This window comes from Pedobacter polysacchareus, assembly GCF_019802255.1.
GTDB classification, from domain to species: Bacteria; Bacteroidota; Bacteroidia; order Sphingobacteriales; family Sphingobacteriaceae; genus Pedobacter; species Pedobacter polysacchareus.
This window is the reverse complement of sequence record NZ_JAHYSS010000002.1, coordinates 339,472-358,944: the sequence shown is the minus strand read 5'-3', so window position 1 is coordinate 358,944 and position 19,473 is coordinate 339,472. Positions and strand designations below refer to the sequence as shown.

Annotated in this window: 14 protein-coding genes; 1 reads left to right on the top strand and 13 read right to left on the bottom strand. The window is 41.4% G+C overall.

Annotated elements, in window-relative coordinates:
- Positions 1-57: 57 nt before the first annotated feature.
- The 6 genes from K7X70_RS05370 to K7X70_RS05345 form a co-directional block, all read right to left on the bottom strand.
- Positions 58-1,866 carry a SusD/RagB family nutrient-binding outer membrane lipoprotein gene (locus tag K7X70_RS05370; RefSeq protein ID WP_222536093.1) on the bottom strand — a complete coding sequence of 603 codons (1,809 nt, stop codon included), beginning with the start codon at positions 1,864-1,866 and terminating at the stop codon, positions 58-60.
- 18 nt (positions 1,867-1,884) lie between these two features.
- Positions 1,885-5,307 (bottom strand): SusC/RagA family TonB-linked outer membrane protein, encoded by a 3,423-nt coding sequence (locus tag K7X70_RS05365; RefSeq protein WP_222536092.1) that lies wholly within the window; start codon positions 5,305-5,307, stop codon positions 1,885-1,887.
- A gap of 68 nt (positions 5,308-5,375) precedes the next feature.
- On the bottom strand, positions 5,376-6,566 hold the full coding sequence (locus tag K7X70_RS05360; RefSeq protein WP_222536091.1) for an ROK family protein: 1,191 nt from the start codon (positions 6,564-6,566) through the stop codon (positions 5,376-5,378).
- 776 nt (positions 6,567-7,342) lie between these two features.
- A complete protein-coding gene (locus K7X70_RS05355) occupies positions 7,343-7,867 on the bottom strand; it encodes an outer membrane protein (RefSeq protein WP_222536090.1) in 525 nt (174 codons plus the stop codon).
- Positions 7,868-7,958: 91 nt separating this feature from the next.
- Complete coding sequence (locus tag K7X70_RS05350; protein ID WP_222536089.1) at positions 7,959-8,666, bottom strand: ATP-binding cassette domain-containing protein; 708 nt, start codon at positions 8,664-8,666, stop codon at positions 7,959-7,961.
- Position 8,667: 1 nt separating this feature from the next.
- Entirely contained in the window at positions 8,668-9,588 is a 921-nt protein-coding gene (locus K7X70_RS05345) for a glycerophosphodiester phosphodiesterase family protein (RefSeq protein WP_222536088.1), read from the bottom strand.
- A 60-nt stretch (positions 9,589-9,648) separates the two neighbouring features.
- Between K7X70_RS05345 and K7X70_RS05340 the strand changes: the two genes are divergently transcribed.
- A complete protein-coding gene (locus tag K7X70_RS05340) occupies positions 9,649-11,130 on the top strand; it encodes a glycine--tRNA ligase (protein WP_222536087.1) in 1,482 nt (493 codons plus the stop codon).
- A 197-nt stretch (positions 11,131-11,327) separates the two neighbouring features.
- On the opposite strand, the gene K7X70_RS05335 is transcribed toward K7X70_RS05340, so the two are convergent.
- Genes K7X70_RS05335 through K7X70_RS05305 form a run of 7 tightly spaced genes read right to left on the bottom strand, consistent with a single transcriptional unit; the run spans position 11,328 to position 19,473 of the window.
- Entirely contained in the window at positions 11,328-12,491 is a 1,164-nt protein-coding gene (locus tag K7X70_RS05335; RefSeq protein ID WP_222536086.1) for an ABC transporter permease, read from the bottom strand.
- Positions 12,460-13,644 carry an ABC transporter permease gene (locus K7X70_RS05330; RefSeq protein WP_222536085.1) on the bottom strand — a complete coding sequence of 395 codons (1,185 nt, stop codon included), beginning with the start codon at positions 13,642-13,644 and terminating at the stop codon, positions 12,460-12,462. Before K7X70_RS05330 ends, K7X70_RS05335 begins: the two co-directional genes overlap by 32 nt.
- Positions 13,644-14,633, bottom strand: coding sequence for an HlyD family secretion protein (locus K7X70_RS05325; RefSeq protein WP_222536084.1), 990 nt, complete (start codon positions 14,631-14,633; stop codon positions 13,644-13,646). Before K7X70_RS05325 ends, K7X70_RS05330 begins: the two co-directional genes overlap by 1 nt.
- Before the next feature lie 33 nt (positions 14,634-14,666).
- Positions 14,667-16,124: a TolC family protein gene (locus tag K7X70_RS05320; protein WP_222536083.1), complete on the bottom strand. Its 1,458-nt coding sequence runs from the start codon at positions 16,122-16,124 to the stop codon at positions 14,667-14,669.
- A gap of 1 nt (position 16,125) precedes the next feature.
- Positions 16,126-16,872 carry a succinate dehydrogenase/fumarate reductase iron-sulfur subunit gene (locus K7X70_RS05315; protein WP_222536082.1) on the bottom strand — a complete coding sequence of 249 codons (747 nt, stop codon included), beginning with the start codon at positions 16,870-16,872 and terminating at the stop codon, positions 16,126-16,128.
- Positions 16,873-16,882: 10 nt separating this feature from the next.
- A complete protein-coding gene (locus K7X70_RS05310; RefSeq protein WP_222536081.1) occupies positions 16,883-18,799 on the bottom strand; it encodes a fumarate reductase/succinate dehydrogenase flavoprotein subunit in 1,917 nt (638 codons plus the stop codon).
- Positions 18,790-19,473 (bottom strand): succinate dehydrogenase cytochrome b subunit, encoded by a 684-nt coding sequence (locus K7X70_RS05305; protein WP_222536080.1) that lies wholly within the window; start codon positions 19,471-19,473, stop codon positions 18,790-18,792. The genes K7X70_RS05310 and K7X70_RS05305 overlap by 10 nt, the downstream gene beginning before the upstream one ends.

The window sequence follows — 19,473 nt, the reverse complement described above, 5'->3', positions numbered from 1 at the left end:
AAAAAAGGCTGCCCAATAAAATCGGGCAGCCAAACACTAACTTATCCTAACTATTTATTATTGTTTATCCCACCAGATTCTTCCTTTGGCATCGTTGATATCGTTACCATAAGCCGGATCTTTGGCTTTCATATCGGCAACTGCTTTAAATTTATTATCACTATTCAGGTCAGAACCAGGAAGCACACCTCTTCTTGGCCTAATCAGGTTCTCATTACCATTCCAAAGGTTTTCCAGATAGGCAATCCCAGTACCATCTCCAATATTCCCAGGAGTAGTTGGTTGTCCAGGTCTGAAATCTTTAGACTGCGGATATCCCGTTCTTTTCCACATCGCCCAGGCTTCTTCTGGCTGCGCCAGGTAATGTACCCAAGCTTGAGAATAGATGCTTTCTAAACCACGGTAAGGGAAACGGGTTAGATAATCTCCCATATCAAGGGTTGTAGCATAAGGTACACTGATGTCAGTTCCCACTCTTTTGTATTGATCAAATGAAGCGGTAACACCAGCATTGTACCAGGTTGCAGCATCTTTTCCTAAAACTGCAGCACCTTTTTTTGCAGCAATCTCGGCCATCATGAAGCAAGTTTCTGCGTAGCTGATGAATAACGATTTATATTTCAGTAAACCACCAGCAACCAGTTTATCATTGGTATTCAATAGTGGATCTGGAACGTCAACTTTAAAACCACTATTCTTCACGAAATAGCGACCTTGAATCAGCGACTGATAAGTTAAATTAACCGAGTTACTTGTCGTTGCAAATGTTTGGAAACGACCTGCACCTGTTGGTCCATAAGCTGCCGACTGCGACGCAGGGAAGGTATGTTTACCATAATAACGCTGTTGATATTCAGGGGTAGCCAATTTCGCCAAAGTAGCTGGGGTAGCGATTGCCACTAAGCTGTTATAAGCTGGATTATTCGTTCCCAATTGATTTTCGCGAACCAATACCGCCAATCTTGGATCTCTTGTTGATTTCAAGAACTCCACGAAAGGATAGGCAGCATTATAAGAGGTCTTGATCTGGTTAAGATCATCCACGTTATTGTTCCAATCTTTAGTATGGTTGATTCCAAAAGATTCTTCGTAAGTACCAATCAGCTGACCACTGAAGTTATTCTGTATATCCAATAGCACTGCCTCAAGATTTGCAGGATCCCTCTTTTCATAACGCTGCGCGATCTTGATGCGCAAAGTATTTGCAAATTTCAACCATTTGGTCATATCGCCGTTATAGAACAAATCATTAAGGGCCATATCTACCTGGTTGCCCGGGATGTTCTTAATCGCTGTAGCTGCCGTTTTTAATTTGGCGTCGAATTTTTTGTACAGGTCATAATCATATTCGTAAATAGGGTTTGGATATTTTAGATCCTGAAAAGCCTGATCGTAAGGCATTGCACCAAATAAATCCACCGCTCTCCATGCCTGATAAACGTCCGTAATCTGGCTCAAAGCTTTTAGATTTTCATATCTGATCTTCTGATCTTCCGGCATCACTTCAATTTTGGCCAGTAACCTGTTGAGCCCTACACCTACTACTTTATAATAATCTTCATAATAGGAAGCTACCGGTGGAGTTCCACCTTTTGCAGCTCCAGAAGCCCAGTACAATCCAGAAAGATCAACATCAGCACCATCTCTAACGATATACTGCATGTATGACATGATGGTGTATCTGTTAATGATTTTATCTCTTCCATTGTAATTGATGTCCTGAACCGTAGAAGTGAACAAGAACTTTGGATCCACATCTTCCAGTGTATCAGGTCTTGTATTGAGCTCAATCATGTGTTTTTTACAAGACTGCCCAAGCGATGCGAAGACAATCAGGCCCAATATATATAGTTGTTTCTTTTTCATTTGTTTAATTTTTAGGGATTAGAACTTAACGTTTAAGGAAACTGCATAATTCCTGGTAAAAGGAACACCACCAGTAATCCATGGGCTAAAAGGATCATTACTCTGTAAAGATTCAGGATTCTGACCACCCACTAAACTGTTGTATAGGTAACCCAGATTTCTAGCTGTAAAGTTGATACGGGCCCCTTTGATTTTCACTTTATCCAGGATTTGGAATGGAATCTGGTAACCTAAGGTCACCTCACGCATCATGATCCATGACATTTTAGAGATGGCATCTGAATTATTCAATGCATTCTGCCATCCTTTAGTGTAAGCATAATAAACAGAAGCTTTCCATGGCTCTACCAATCCTTGATCATAAGCATCTCTGAAAGTCATTCCGGCGATTGATTTAGTTGGATCAATCAAACTCATTTGTCCAGCCGCAAAAACAGCATCAGGAATTGCACCATCATACACCGTTTGTCCGGTATAAGAATCTATACGGGCAACACCACCATGTGCCTGATCACGATATTTTAAAGAGGCCAATGGCACACCATTACCCATTGAATACGCGTAAGTTTCTGAATAAACATAACCTCCAAAACGAGCATCTATTTGTGTAAACAGGCTAAAGTTCTTGTACCTTAAATTTACCGAGAAACCACCAGTTAAGCTTGGCTCTACTCTACCGATTGGTAACCTTCCATTTGGCAGATCAGCATCCGTATTGTCAACCAGGTTATAGTTGGCTACATTATATTTCACATTTGGGTCTGCATTTGCCAATCTAGGCGCATTTATAATAAATGGAAAACCTGTTGCCGGATCAATTTTCACTGTAGTATTGGCACGCATTTCAAGTACTCCAAAATCGCCACCTTCATAAGCCCAGACTTGTCCACCTTCATAATCTCCTGTAATGTTCCATGCTTTGATGCCTTTACCAAATTCGATGATCTTACTTCTGTTATGCGCAAGGTTAAGGGATAGGTCTAAGCCCCAGTCTTTCGACCTGATCGGAGAGCCACCAATTGTTGCTTCAAAACCTTGATTTTGAATATTTCCTGCATTAAAGAAAGATTTAGGATAACCAGTTTCATAAACACCATTAAGTTTCAGGAGTTGATTGTAGGTATTTCCTCTATACCAGGCCACATCAAGGTCAATTCTATTTTTCAAGAATGAAAGGGTGGTACCAAATTCAATTTCGCGTTGTTTTTGTGGTTTAAGGTCATAGTTTGGTTTAGTATCACCATTAATTTGCGTTGCGATAGGCACTGTATTCCCATTGATATCTACGATAGTACCTGGCGCATATCCAGCACCAGTATCAAACGGCCTGGCAATACCCGCACTACCTACATAAGCAATGGAAGCTCTAACCTTTCCAAATGACAACCAGGAAGGCATTTTATCTTTAAAATGATCAGAGAAGATATAAGATATGTTTGCTGATGGATAAAATATGGAGTTGTTATTTTTACCTGGAACAATAACCGGGTAAGTTAAGGTTGAAATCCAGTCATTACGTCCTGAAAGCTCTAAATTCAGGTATTTTTTATAAGAAAAATTCACTACTCCTGCCAAACCAATAGTTAGGGAAGAAGGTAAAGAAAGTTCATATCTTCTGGTTGTGGTATTACCCGGACCACCTTCTACCGGATTAATAGAGTTGGCAAGGAAGAAGTTATTAGGCACTGCTAAACCACCACTGGTAGCTGCACTATAAGTCTCTCCCAATTTATTTCCATAAATCTCATTGATCAATCTAAAATCAACATTCAGGTCTTCGTTAATGTCTTTATTGGCATGGCCCATGAACAATAAGGTATAGTCTGTTGAATAACCACCACCTGCACTATAATATCCACCTTTGTTATCCTTTTCATTTCCATAATCCTTATTTTCTGCAAAGTTTTTCTGGTAATTAAAGTTACCTCTTGCACTAAAATCTAACCATGGATTTACCTGAGCTTTCAATTGAAGATAGCCTAATAAGGAGTTTTCATTATTGGTATAGTTCTTTTTGTCGATTCTTGAAAAAGTATTAACAACCGCATCAAAATTACCTCCAGGTCTGCTATACGTATAGATTTCATTGTTTACAGGATTTCGGTATCCAGCATACCAATCCGCAAAATCAAGATTCCTTGGTAGATAATAGGTACTAAATGCCAATGCATTATCACCATAAGTAGAATATCTACTTTGGTTGTAATAATTCTTAGTCACCGTATTTGCATAGCTTAAGCCCATTTCAGAAGAGAAGATCTTATTGATTTCTCCACCAATTTTAAGGTCTATCGCATCTCTTTTCAGTCCATTGTTTGGAAGTATACCTTTATTGCTGGTATTTGAATAGGAAAAACGGTAATTGAACTTATCTGTACTTCCACCTAAGGCAACGTTGTTATTGATGTAATTTCCATTGCGGTAAAAGGTTTTCCAATTGTCTGGCTGCGCTTCATAAGCTACCTTTTTTGATGGATTGTAAATAGCAGGCACTAACCTACCGTCGAATTTTGGCCCCCAGTTACCAGTGGTTAAACTTTGCGTACCATCTGGTCTGAATGCACCTTCTCTGCTTAGGTAACTCCCCATACCATAATCATTCTGAAGGTCCATGAAGCTTTTGTACACATCAGTCACCTGATAAGTACTGCTCACCTCAATACCTAATCCCTGTCCGCTTTTTCCTCTTTTAGTATTGATCACTACTGCTCCGTTCAAGCCTCTGGAACCATACAATGTGGTTGCCGCAGCACCTTTCAAAATCGTAATCGACTCATAATCATCCGGATTCAGGTTTTTAAGCTGAGAACCGCCATCAGCAGCATCACCACCAACAATGTTATTGGTGATCACCTGACCATCAACCACAAAAATCGGCTGATTGTTGGCTTGTCTGTCTCCGCTACCTAAAACTTTAGCTCCCCTGATCTGGATGTAAGGAGAAGTCTGTACCCCTGCAGTTCCCACCACATTGATATTCACACCGGCAACCTTACCTTGTAAACCTGTAATCGGATTCACGGTATTGGTACGGGTAATGTCATCACCTTTGATCTTAGTTACCGAATAACCCAGGTTTCTATCGATCTTTTTCACCCCAAGTGCACCTTCTACAGTCACTTCTTTTAAGTCGTTATTGCTAGGTGTTAAACTTGCATTGACCACTAGATCAGCTCCTACCTTGACTTCTTTACTGGTGTAGCCAAGGTATCTGAATTCCAGTGTATTTCCAGCGACTGCTTCAATAGAGAATTTTCCTTCTGAATTGGTGCTGGTTGATTTTTTTGTTTCTTTCACCCGGACGCTTACTGCAGGCATGGGTGTGCCTGACTCATCCTTTACAGTACCTGTTGCGGTACGACCGGTCTGGGCAAAGACTCCGATGCTCCAGAATAACATGGCACAGCTGAGCCATGTCATTTTTAGTAGTAGTTTAGTCATAGTTTTTTTGTTTAGAATTGGGTTTGTATAATTGGTAAAGGATGGTTCTATCTAGGTGATTACTTTGCTTATGAAAATTCGGTTCTTTCCATTACCATATTGGCTGCACCGAGTAATTCCGCGTCATTGGCGATCTCAGAAACTTCGATATGGGTACATTCTGCAATCCTGGGAATACAGAATTCATTAATAGCTTGTTGAATAGAAGGCATAAACATCTTTCCTGCAATCGCGCCCCTACCGCTCAATACGATTTTCTCGGGGTTCATGATGTGGATTAAAGTGGCTACACCTTTTCCTAAATGGAAAGAAGCATCGGATAAGATGGAAACGGCCAATGGATCGCCGGAACGTGCAGCTTCCAGGAAATGGTCGCCATCATGCTTGGATGCATCCAGAAACAAGCGTTTCATACTGGATTCTACTCCTGCTTCTACCTGAGCTTTTGCTTTCCTTGCCATGACCAATAAGGAAGTTTCTACTTCCAGACAGCCACGTTTGCCACAGGAACACAATTGGTTGCTCCCAGACAGCGGAATATGGCTAAATTCACCTGCGAAACCGCTATGACCTCGGAAAATTTTTCCGTCTATAATCATTCCCAGTCCGGTACCCCAGCCCATATTGATCACCATCACATCTTGCTTTCCTTTGGCTTTTCCAAACTTCAGCTCTGCCATAGCAATTAAACTTGAATCATTGTCGATGAACACCGAAAGATTTAATTTCTCGCTCAGGTAATCTCTCAGGTTGTCCCCCTCGCTGATCGGGAATATGGTGTAATTGATTCCTTCTTCAATATTGACGAAACCAGGCATACCAATACCGATTCCCAATATATGATCCGGATTAATGGCTGATTTCTCCAGGTTAAGCTGGATAAAAGCAATTAATTTCTCCAGCGCATTGGTATCTGTATAAGTATCTATTTCAATCACCTGAAGCGGGAGTTGAATTTGATGGGTTAAATTATAGATCACCATACGGGTAACCATCTGATCTACAGCAACGGAAACGATATAGCGTTCTTTTTTTGGATTCAATAGAAACATGGATGGTCTTCTTCCACCACTTGAGGGTGCAAGTCCATCGCTGATGACAAATTCATCAGTGATGAGTTCATTCACTACGGCAGTCACAATAGGTAGGCTCTTCTGAGTCAGTTTACTGAGCTCATTCAAAGAAAGTGAGAAGCCTGAATACAAGTGCCTAAGTATTTCTCTTCTTAGTTGCGCACTCTTTTTTATTGTTGCAGACATATTTGGCGTTTGGTTTACATAAACATATAAAAAGTTAAATTAAGAATTCAATACTTTTATATTTTTTTAATAAGTTGTTAAGCATTGTGAATAAAATAGATAAGTGTACAAGTAATTGATTTTTCAAAAAACCTGCTGAGAAAAGGCAAAAAATAGATTTGAAAAAAATCAAATGAGTTTAAAAAATTAACCCATTGAAAAAGGGCTTGGTTGCAGACAAATAGCTGCTAGAAAATATTATCTTTTTACTTTAAATTGACAAAGTAAGAGCATCGTTACAAATCTTCTCCTCAATAAGTGGTTAGTGTTTATTTTACACTGCAAATTTTTAAACAAAAAAAGTGTAAAATAATTTCATTTTTTTTTCTAAAATTGGATTTTTAAGGGCTGAAAATGACCAAAATCAAGGCGATTTTGAGATAAAAATAAGGGCTGAAAAATCAAATTCTTCCTAAAACCGATCAAGTCGGACATAATATTTTCAAAAACCTGTAAAAATCAGTCTTATTTTAAGCTAAAAAAGGGGCAAATATATGCACCTTACATGGCCTCAAAATGGAGACAATTTACCTGCTCAATTGGATAAATAGTTATCGCCTGGCTACTGAAGTATGGGAACTAGAGCGCAGCGATAATGGTGCAGCATGACGGAAATGAATACCGACTTGGAGAAAAGTTGGCATTGATAGAGAAGGTATTAAAAAAAACAAAGCCCTCCTGTAAACAGAAAGGCTTTGCAACTGTGCGCAACTCGCACAGCATAAAATTAGTATAGCTTACAAACCGAAGTTAAATGCTGCTCTGATGCCAAAGAAAGAAGCTGTGCCATTGTTAGACCAGCCTTCATAACGTCCACCTAAATCAACTGATGATTTATCTGAAACAGGGAATTCAACACCGATACCTGGAGAGTATACGAAAGCAGTTCCACTGTTATTACTACCTGTTGCAAAAGATGCACCTAATTCACCGTTGATATAAAAGTTCTCTGCAAGGAAATATCTCGCACCAGCCTTAACAGGAATAAAACCAGAATTGAATTTAGTACCTAATATCTCTTTTGATTCGAAATTAATGTATCCGGCGCTCCCTGTTAAATTCAAATTCGGCGCGATTGGGTGTTGGTAGTTTAATGATCCACCATAACCGAAGTTCTGGAAATCTCCAAAGTTTCCTACTGGAAACGCGAATTCTGCACCTATACCTAACTTAGGTCCATTCATAGCAGGATCTTTCTGAGCCTGTGCATTTGAAAATGCAAAAATACCTGCGATCGCTGTTAGTAAAAATAATTTTTTCATGTGTTTAAGTTTAATTTTTATTATTGATATAAAATCAATACTCAGATACAAAAACTTGGCCAATGGCGATAAACACCTTAAAAAACAGACATCAGGAAGTCAATTTCCTGAAAATATCCTCTAAAGAAGTCAGTTGGTGTTCTTTTTTGAGTTCATCAATTGATGCATTCGCTACAATCCGGCCTTTATCAATGATAATGACCTCTTCACAAATGGCCTCTACCTCCTGCATAATGTGTGTAGAAATGATCACTGTTTTATTTTTGCCCAGCTGTTTGATCAGTTCCCTGATCTCTGTTAGCTGATTGGGATCCAATCCAGAAGTGGGTTCATCTAAAATCAGCACCTGTGGATCATGAATGATGGCCTGCGCCAGACCAACCCTTTGCTTATAGCCTTTAGAAAGCATGGCAATCTTCTTATGCTGTTCCGCTGCAAGGCCCACTTTTTCAATGGTTTCTTTTACGCGTTGTTTCGCATCTTTCAATTGATAAGTCTCCGCTACAAATAACAAAAACTCCTGTACATACATATCGGTATATAAAGGGGTATTTTCCGGAAGGTAGCCCATGATCTTTCTCACTTCAATAGACTGTGTCCTGACGTCAAAACCACATATACTCGCTGTCCCCGATGTAGGGCTCAGATAACTCGTCAGCATCCTCATCGTAGTAGATTTCCCGGCACCATTCGGCCCTAAGAATCCTAAAATCCTACCTGGTTTAGCTTCAAAGCTAATGCCATCTACCGCTTTCTGCTGATCGAAATGCTTGCTGAGTGAACTGACCTGAATGCTCAATTTATTTTACCTTTTTAATGTGTGAAGAACGAATCTTTTTATCTTTTCTATATTGATCGAATTCTTTTCCTGCCAATTCCAGATTATCCGTAGAAATCATATCCGCACCATTCACCAGGTACTGATAGTAATACTTACCATTTGGTCTGGCCAGCGACCGTTTGTCTAAGTTGCCCATGGTGCCCATGATACAGGTAATTCCTTTTTCATGTAAACCCTGAAAAACTTTCTGCTCTGGAACTGAAGTCCCAACGAAAGCGACAATCCTGTTATTTGGCACCCCTTTACTATTTAACCTTTCTAAATCTGTATCGTATTTTACAGAAGCAGAAATCATCAGGTCTGGTGCCAAATGGTGTACTTCTACCGCCTGGTTGTCATTATAAGTAATCACGATGGAATTTGATTCTGATTTTGTTTTGCGTACCTCGGCAATAATTTTAGAAAATGGCACTCCTTTCTTTACATCTATTGTAAATAATACCTTTCCTTTTCCCCAAACAAGTACCTCATTTAAAGTAGGGATTTTATAAGGGGTTGTAGTTCCGTAATCGTCTTTCAGCTGCAGCTTTTGCAATTCCGCATAAGTATAATCGCCAATCATTCCGGTCCCCGTACTGGTTCTGTCCAGGCGATCATCATGCATGATCACCAAGACTGAATCTTTACTTAAGGCCACATCAAACTCGATCACTACCGGCTGATATTTTGTAGCATTCTCAAAAGTAGCGATACAGTTTTCAGGGAAACCTTTCATAGGGCCTCCTCTATGTGCAGATATCAGTGGATACCCCGGTGTTTTTCTATTTAAAAATGACCTTAATTCTTCGCCATTGCTAAAAGAAATATAGTTTTTCGTTTGTCCAGTGCAAGATACGGCAAGCATTAAGAAGCCTACCAGAAGCAGATTAAATTGTTTCATGGTCAAAAGTAGGAATTTAGGTCCTATATATATTTGTTAATCTTCTATATTTGCATCATTATGGCAAAGAACACTAACGACGAACAATTTAAAAATGTAATATCACATGCCAAGGAATACGGTTTTGTATTTCAAAGCAGCGAGATTTATGACGGACTAAGTGCGGTATATGACTACGGACAATTAGGCTCTGAATTAAAAAATAACATTAAAACTTATTGGTGGAAATCCATGGTTCAGATGCATGAGAACATTGTAGGAATTGATTCTGCAATCTTTATGCACCCAAAAGTATGGAAAGCCAGCGGACACGTAGATGGCTTTAACGATCCAATGATCGACAACAAAGACTCGAAAAAACGCTACCGTGCAGACCAGTTGTTAGAAGATAAAATTGCCCGTTACGAAAAAGACGGTAAAACTGATAAAGCTGCAAAATTGCAGGCTGATATGGATGATGCATTAACTTCAGATGATCTTCCACGCTTAAAACTACTGATCGAAGAGCATGAAATTGCTTGTCCGGTGAGTGGTACAAAAAACTGGACGGATGTACGTCAGTTTAACCTGATGTTCAGCACGCAGTTTGGTGCGATGGCTGAAGGTTCTGATGAAGTATACTTACGTCCGGAAACGGCACAAGGTATCTTTGTGAACTTCCTGAACGTGCAGAAATCTGGCAGAATGAAAATTCCTTTCGGTATTGCACAAATCGGAAAGGCATTCAGAAATGAAGTAATTGCACGTCAGTTCATCATGAGAATGCGCGAATTCGAACAAATGGAGATGCAATTCTTTGTACGTCCAGGTGAAGATGCAAAATGGTTCGCTTACTGGAAAGAAGCTCGTCTAAAATGGCATGAGGCTTTAGGTACGCCAGCTGAGAAATACCGATTCCATGACCATGTGAAATTAGCACACTACGCAAATGCCGCTACAGATATCGAGTTTGAATTCCCATTCGGATTTAAAGAAGTAGAAGGTATCCATAGCCGTACAGATTTCGATTTAACACAGCACCAGACTTTCTCTGGTAAGAAAATGCAATATTTCGATGCCGAGCTAAATGAAGAAGGTAAGCCTTACGGGAATTATGTGCCTTACGTGATCGAAACTTCTATCGGTTTAGACCGTATGTTCTTATTAACAATGATCAATGCTTTCGAAGAGCAGGATCTGAGTACAGAAGAAAAACAAGACAGCAGAACTTTATTACGCTTACACCCTTGTTTAGCACCAGTTAAAGTAGCGATCTTCCCATTAACGAAGAAAGATGGCTTACCAGAAAAAGCAAGAGAAATCATGAACAGCCTGAAACTTGATTTCAACTGTGTGTATGAAGAAAAAGATGCCATTGGTAAACGTTACCGCAGACAAGATGCGATTGGTACGCCATTCTGCTTAACTGTGGATCACCAGACATTAGAAGACAATACCGTAACGATCCGTCACCGTGATTCGATGGAGCAGCAAAGGATTGACATTAAAGACCTGGAAGAATTGATCTCTAGCAGGGTAAGCTGGAAAAACCTTTTAAGATAAGGTCATCAAATAGATAAAAAGCCCTGCAATTTTAGGATTGCAGGGCTTTGTTGTTAAGCTCATTTCTACCTGTACTGGTTAGAGGATAAACTATAGGCGCCAGTCCTATTGCGAATTACATAATTGCTTTAACGCATCATTAAAATAAACATACAACTATAGAGATATCATGCAAAAACACCAGACTCCTTAAAAAACTAAGCCAGCAGCCGTTTTCTCAAAGTATGCAAACGTGCATAACAGATGCCACTATAGAAAGCCCATAACAGCATCAGGTGCAGCAACAACTTTGGATTCTCCCAAATACTTACCCCAGATTGTACCACCGCCGTATACAGCTGTATAAAGGGCGTTGTCGGCAATAGCATCGACAACCATTGCACCGGCAATGGCAAAGATTCAAATGGCCAGGAATATCCGGTAATCAGGAAAATCGGATACGTGGAAAAGGCCATCATCTGTAAACAGAGCAATTGCGATTTGAATAAAGAACCGATAAACTGTCCCATTGGGATTAAAGTGAGCAGGAACAGCAGCAAGAGTAAAGTCAGTTCCAAACCATTGCCCCTCATGGGCAGGTTCAGCAAACTATAGTTCACATTCAAAAAGAAAAACGCATAAGCAGAGAATAGGATCAGGTAAAACAACCCTTTGCCCCAAATCGCCATGGAAGCTCCTCCCCTTAACCAGCCAGCAATGGTAGAATGCTGTCTTTCTGCGGCTACACTTTCGGAAAGACCGATCAATAAGGTTTGCTGCAAGATCAGCGCCAGCAAGCCTGGCAATAAGAAAGCACCGTAACTGGACCGTTCATTGAACAACGGACGATAATCTAGGCTGACCGGCATCACATTCTGCATGGCAATTGCGGAAGTCATCCCCTCACTTTTCTCGAAAAACTGAAGCCGTACCCCTGCTCCGACAGTCAGGCAGATGGCCTGCACACTAGCTAAAATGTCACTGGATGGCAGAAATCTGGCGGCATTTACAGCCAACACCACATTGCTTTGCTTCAGGCTTAACAAGTTGGTCTGTGTCCCTCTCGGGATGTACATATAGCCCTGGCAATTCCCCTCATACATCTGTTCTTTTGCATCTTCCAGGTTAGAAAAATGGATCAGTTCAACCATTGGAGAATTGTCTATATTTTGCTGTAATAAACGAGACAAGCGGGTCTGATCATCATCTACAATGGCCAGTTTCACATTTTCTTCTTCTTTATTGATATAAATACTGCCGTAAAAAAAGGCATATAGCAAAGGTGCGATCAGCAGTGTAAGGAGCAAACTATGGTCCTTCACCACTAGCCCTGCTTCTCTCAGTAAAAGATTAATTAAGGACGGGTTCGACTGCTGCTTCATTTTTGCTGTTATTAAATTGACGTTGGAAAAGAATTAAGGCAGTCGGGAACATGACCGCCGGAAACAACAATAATTTATACAAATCAGCCTGCGCATAATAGAATGGCAGGTTCATATAATATATCTTAAAGAAAGTATCCAAAAATGGCGTGTAGGGCATAATCGTCGCATAATACTGATCATACCAGGGCATTGCCCATCTTGGAAAAGTAAAACCGCTGAACACAAAGGCCGGCGAAGTATAAAACAAAGCCACATCACCGGAAAGCATGACATCTTTAAATAAAGCAGAAATGAACATTCCGATACCAATACATGCGATAGAGAGCAGGGTATACAGCGCAAAAAACTTACCTGTTGCCGCTGGCACACCGATATCAAAGAAAGGAAAGAGGATAAAGGCAATGAGGACAAAATTGAACCAGCTGACCACCAGATGGGCGATCGTTTTACCAGCAATTACTCGAAATGCAGATCCTTTTGCCAGTTCATATAACTGCGGCATCGTATTGGTCTTGTATTCATAATTGAGTGCCAGCATGCTGCTGATGATCAGAATCATTTGCATGCCTACCGTAATCAGCCCGGGTACGAGGTATTCCTGGTAATTGTAAGTGGCATTGTACAGCTGGTAGGTGTCCAGTTTAATGGGATTGGCCAAAGCCATAGCCCGATCTGGCGCCATCCCTGTTTTGACCAGCTTTTTCAGAATAATCCCGCTACTTCCCGTGATGATCACCTGTGCTGCTGCCTTGTACACCATTTTTGCAGGGACTAAAGCCGCAGCGTTGGTATACAGCGTTACTGTGGTAGGATGACGGCTATAAATATCATTCTGCATATTTACCGGGAAATGTACGGCCCCCATGATCTCTCCTTTTTGAATCGCCTTCTGCACTTCTGCTTCGCTATACAATCTTTTGGTGATGCGTAAGGCATCCCGTTGCTCCAGCAAGAAAATCAGCTGTCGGCTCACCGGACTTTGATCGTCATCCCAAATCGCAAAAGGAAGGTTTTTCGCTTCTTTCTCCTGATAGATATACGCATAAAAAGAAAACAACAGAGCAGGGACCACCAGCATCACCAGGTAAAATACCTTTAGATGGAGAATCCTGTTCCATTCCCGAATGATGATTTGACAAGTCGAACGCATTATGGCAAAATTAAGGAAGCCGTCATACCAGCACGCAAGCCTTTAATTCCGGCAGGGTTTTCTGGCTTCAGCTCTATCGTAAATGTTCTCAATTCAAACTGACCTTTGTCTTTTGTAGGTACCCAATTCGCAAACTCTAAGGTAGGCGCAATTGAAGTCACTTTTACTTCAAAAGTTTCAGGATCACAGCCAGGCACTTTTACCGAAGCTTTAGACCCAACCTTTAAAAGATTAGATTCATCCTGACGGACATTAAACCTCAGCAGTTTGGAGTTTTTCTTTTCAATGGTCATCATTGGATAACCTATAGAAACAATTTCCCCCTGGTGGGTTACTAAGCTGGAAATTACCCCATCTGCAGGTGCATGAACCCTGGTATTGTCGCCTAATGATTTGGTCAGCTCATAAGCCTGTTCCGCTTGTTTTACAATCGCATTGGCCGTTTTCATAATTTCCGGACGCGTACCATCTTTCAGCATTTTCAGGTTCAGTTTTGCCATTTCCATTTCTTTTTTCGCAGCCTCATAACGGAAATAGAAAACATCCCTTTCCTGACCGGAGATCACATCTGCTTTGTACAAACGCTGCATCCTATCATTGGTGGCGCTAAATAATTTATATTGGTCTTCGCTAATCTGGTACAATTTAGAAGTTGCATCGATCAGTTCTGGTCTTGCCCCTTTTAACAATAATTCCTGCTGTCCTTTTGCCGCATCAATTGCAGCAAGCGCCTGTGCTTTTATCGCGTCAATCTCATTGGAACGAAGAATTGCAACAATTTGTCCTTCTTTTACGGTATCCCCAAGTTCTACCAGCAGGGAGTCCAAACGCCCTGGAAATTCAGCTGCGACATCCACACTGGAAGCATCTACCATGCCGATGAAATTATTGTCTTGTTTTTTATTCCCTGCCAGAAAGAAGAACAAAGCAGCGATGACCACTATAATAGGGATCAGTAAGGCCCAGTAATTTTTGATGATATCTTTCATGTATATGTGTTTTATAGCTTGAGTTTTTAAGTTTTATTTAAGGTATTTTGCCAGTTCTTTAGGCGATCCAATGCTGTTAAAATAAGCGGCAACGGCCAGGTAATAGCCGAACACTGCAGTATGGTACCCTTTATCGATTTCCGTTTCTACCAATAAAGCGTCGTTCACATCTTTAGGAGAAGACAGTTGGTTTTTCATCCTTTCACCAATCAGAGTGCTTGTGGTGTGCGCTTCTTTACGGGCATTACCTAAGGCGTATACATCGTTTTGCAGTGATTTCATTTTATTTCTGGCCACCGTTGATTGCACCTGCAAGGCCAATCCGGCACTCTGTTCTCCAAGTTTTGCCTCTTCCACCAGCTTGCTTGCAGCTTGCGTGCGTTTACGGGTTTGTCCGTTAAACAGACTCCATTGCAGCTCTACTCCGATAAACCAATCCGGAATCGTCACCGGAAGGTCTTTCTGATACAGGTTGTAATTACCGATGGCAAAAATATTGGGCAAAGAGAAAGACCTGCTGATCTTTTCTGCAGTTTTAGCATAATTGATTTTGCTTCCCGCGAGTCTGTAAATCGGATTAGACACCCAGAAATCCTCTTTTGGAGCTGCTGGTTCTATAGGACGATATTTTAGCGTATCTGCGATCACAATATTGGAGTCTAAAGGAATCCCCAGTAATTTATTCAATTCCACCCTGGCATTTTCCTGTTCCAGCTTAATATTATTGAATTGACTTTGTGCTTGAATCAAAACCACATTTGTCCAGCTTTTCTGATATGGCGCTAGGATTTCGTTTTTCACCAGCTGCTGTGCATATTCATTGTTTTTCGTCAGCGCATTCACCATGGTCTGCTGTTCAGAAAGCAGGGTATTTAAATATAAAATCCGTAGGTACTGTAAAGATATCAGGAACTCCACTTCCTTCCCTACCAGGTCTACATTGATATCTGCCGATTTTACCAGGGATTCTGCCAGATTTCCAGCAGCATCTAATTTATAGCCTAAAAATATGGGTTGCCGGAAGCCGACCCCTGCTACAAAATAAGATTGTTTACTCAAACTGGGATTATAATCCGGGTAAATGGCTCCGATTACATTTTTAGAGGTATTATATATGCGATCCTGTACAGACTGGGGCAGTGGATTTCCGGTGATTTCTTTGAACACCTCATTGGCAGTATTGACACTTTGCTGAGAAGATCCATTAACTACACCGTCCCTTGCCTGTTGTAAGTTGATCGTTAAAGGACTGCTTAGATACGTATAGCTAGACAATAAATCCACCTTTGGCAGGTAGCTTTTTTTCTCTGCTTTCAGGTTGGCCTCTCCTGAAGCCAGAGAGGATTTCGCCTGTCTGAGGCTCAGGTTATTCTGCTGTGCGAGGTTAAAACAATCCTCCAATGACGTATTCTGTGCATTTGCAGTAATGCCCCAAACCATCAGGCCACAAAGCAGGGCATAATTTTTACAGTTAGGTAGATTTTTAAACATATTACTTTTTTAAAACTTTACTCAGGGTATATTCCCAATTCATTCTGGCGATATTCAGGACGGAAATGCTTTGCGGACATTCCACCTCACAGGCTTCAGTGTTGGTACAATGGCCAAAATCTTCGAGATCCATTTGTGCCACCATTGACAACACCCGCTTGTTGGATTCCATCTTTCCTTGAGGCAATTTCACCAGGTGCGCAATCTTTGCGGAAGTAAATAATGCGGCGCTTGAATTTTTGCAGGTGGCCACACAAGCCCCGCAGCCAATGCATGCGGCACTATCGAAAGCCGATTCTGCTTGTTCATGAGTGATTGGGATGCCATTTGCTTCTGGTGCCTGCCCTGTATTTACGGAAACAAAACCTCCGGCCTGGATGATGCGGTCGAAAGCAGAACGGTCTACCCTTAAATCCCTTTTTACTGGGAAAGCGGCTCCTCTAAAAGGTTCAATATATATTGTATCCTCATCTTTAAATTCCCGCATGTGCAGCTGACAAGTGGTTAAATGTTTGATGGGGCCATGCGCACGACCATTGATCATCATTCCACATTGACCACAAATTCCCTCCCGGCAATCATGATCAAACTCTACAGGACGATCGCCGCTCAAAATCAGCTGTTCATTCAGTGTGTCCATCATTTCCAGAAATGACATGTGAGGAATCACATTGTCCAATTCATAATCGACCAATTTCCCCGGACTACCGGCATCACTTTGTCGCCATATTTTTAAATAGATTTTCATAGCCGGTATATTATTTATAACTCCTTACGGTTAATTCTACATTTTCAAAATGCAGGGGTTCTGGAACCAAAACTTCTTCCTGATCCTCCCCCTGATATTTCCAGGCAGAAACGAAACAATATTTTTCGTCGTTTCTTAAGGCCTCTCCTTCCGGAGTCTGGTATTCTTCCCTGAAATGGGCACCACAAGATTCTTCTCTTGTCAGCGCATCCTGACACATCAATTCCGCAATCTCCAGGTAATCACTAATACGGCCTGCTTTTTCCAGCTCTCCATTCATCTCTTCCTCCGTACCGGGTACCTTGAGGTTTTGATAGAAATCTGCGCGCAAGTTTTTGATTTCTTGTATTGCTTTAATTAATCCTTCTCTACTCCTTGATAAACCACAATAGTCATAAAGAAGTTTTCCCAATATTTTATGGTATTGATCAGCGGTTTTAGTGCCATTAATGGCTAGTAATTTTCCCAGGTGTGCCCTTACGCGAACTTCGGCATCTACAAATTCCTGCTCTTCGGTGGTTAGTCTTGCGGATTTAATCTCTCCGGCCAGGTAATTTGAAATGGTATATGGCGCAATAAAATAGCCATCCACACAAGCCTGCAGCAGGGAATTGGCCCCCAGTCTATTGGCACCATGATCCGCAAAATTGGCTTCACCTAATGCAAATAGTCCTGGAATGGTGGTCATCAGTTCATAATCCACCCATAAACCACCCATAGAAAAATGCGCAGCTGGTGAAATCATCATTGGTTCTTTATAAGCATCGATGTCCGTAATTTTACGGTACATATCGAACAAGTTTCCGTACTTCTCTTTAATCTTTCCTTGTCCTTGTTCTTTGATCGCTTTTGAAAAGTCCAGATAAACGGCATTGAGCTGAGGGCCTACGCCAAATCCGGCATCAATGCGTTCTTTTGCTGCCCGGGAAGAAATATCCCTTGGCGCAAGATTCCCAAAAGCTGGGTATCTGCGTTCCAGGTAGTAATCTCTTTCTGTTTCAGGAATATCATTGGGTTTTCTATTTTCTGGATTTTTCAAAGGCACCCAGATCCGACCATCATTTCTTAAAGATTCGGACATCAGGGTGAGCTTGCTCTGGTAACTTCCCGATTGTGGTAAAGAAGTCGGGTGAACCTGCGTCCAACTTGGACAAGCCATTAATGCTCCTTTTTTATGGGCACGCCAGATGGCAGAGGCATTGCAGCCCATCGCCAGTGTAGACAAATAGTAAATCTTACCGAAGCCCCCAGTTGCCAGCACCACCGTATGTGCACTGTGTCTTTCGATTTCACCGGTATCAAGATTCCTCACAATGATCCCTCTCGCCTTTCCGTCTACCATCACCAGGTCCAACATCTCATGTCTGGTATATAAAGTCACCGTTTTAGCGGCAACCTGTCTCATGAGTGCCTGATAAGCGCCCAACAGCAATTGTTGTCCGGTTTGCCCTCTTGCATAAAAGGTACGGCTTACCTGTACCCCTCCAAAAGAGCGGTTATTCAAGTATCCTCCATATTCACGGCCAAAAGGTACGCCCTGGGCAACTGCCTGATCGATCAGCTGTGCGGAACATTCTGCCAATCGGTACACATTGGCTTCCCGGGAGCGAAAATCGCCTCCTTTTATCGTATCATAAAACATGCGATACACACTATCGCCATCATTTTTATAGTTTTTCATGGCATTCACACCACCTTGTGCGGCAACGGAATGCGCTCTTCTTGCGGAGTCCTGGAAGCAGAATGATTTGACATTATAGCCCATTTCACCTAAAGATGCGGCGGCGGCACTTCCGGAAAGTCCGGTTCCAACCACAATCACATCCATTTTTTTTCTATTGGCGGGATTCACCAATCGGGCATGGTCTTTATAAAAGCTCCATTTATCTTTTAATGGCCCCGGCGGGATTTTAGCATTTAATTCCATACTACATGCTGGGTTAAATAAACATAAATTGGGATAATTGCGAAGCCGAACGTAATCACGTAGCTGTATACTTTTCCAAAATTCCTGACCCAGGCCACGTATTTTGGATGATACAATCCGAGAGAACGGGCGGCACTAAAAAAGCCGTGCAGCAGGTGATAACCTAAAGCAAACATGGAAAGCACATAAAATAATACGTACCACCAATCCTGGTAAGCGGCAATCACTATCGTATATAAATCCTTATGACCGAACTCGTCCATTGGTAGCGTTCCAAACTTATATTGGTACCAGAAATCTTTAAAGTGGAACACCAGAAAGATCAGGATCAGCGTACCAAGGATCCCCATATTCCGGGAATACCATTTACTGGTGGCTGCTCTTCCATCTACCGCATATTTACCGGCAGTTTTTTTATTTTTCAGGGTGATCACCAATGCATCTACACCGTGGATAATAATCGAAGCGTACAGCACATAAGAAATGATTTTTATAAAAATATTGCCCGAAAGCAGCTGTGAATAACCATTAAAACTTCCTTTTGCCTGTTCTGCGGGCAACAACAGCTGCAGGTTGCCCAACAGATGAATCACCAGAAAAAAGCACAGGAATAGTCCTGTTAAAGCCATTAATGTTTTACGCATCAGCGTAGAGGTATTTGTTTTTCTATCCAT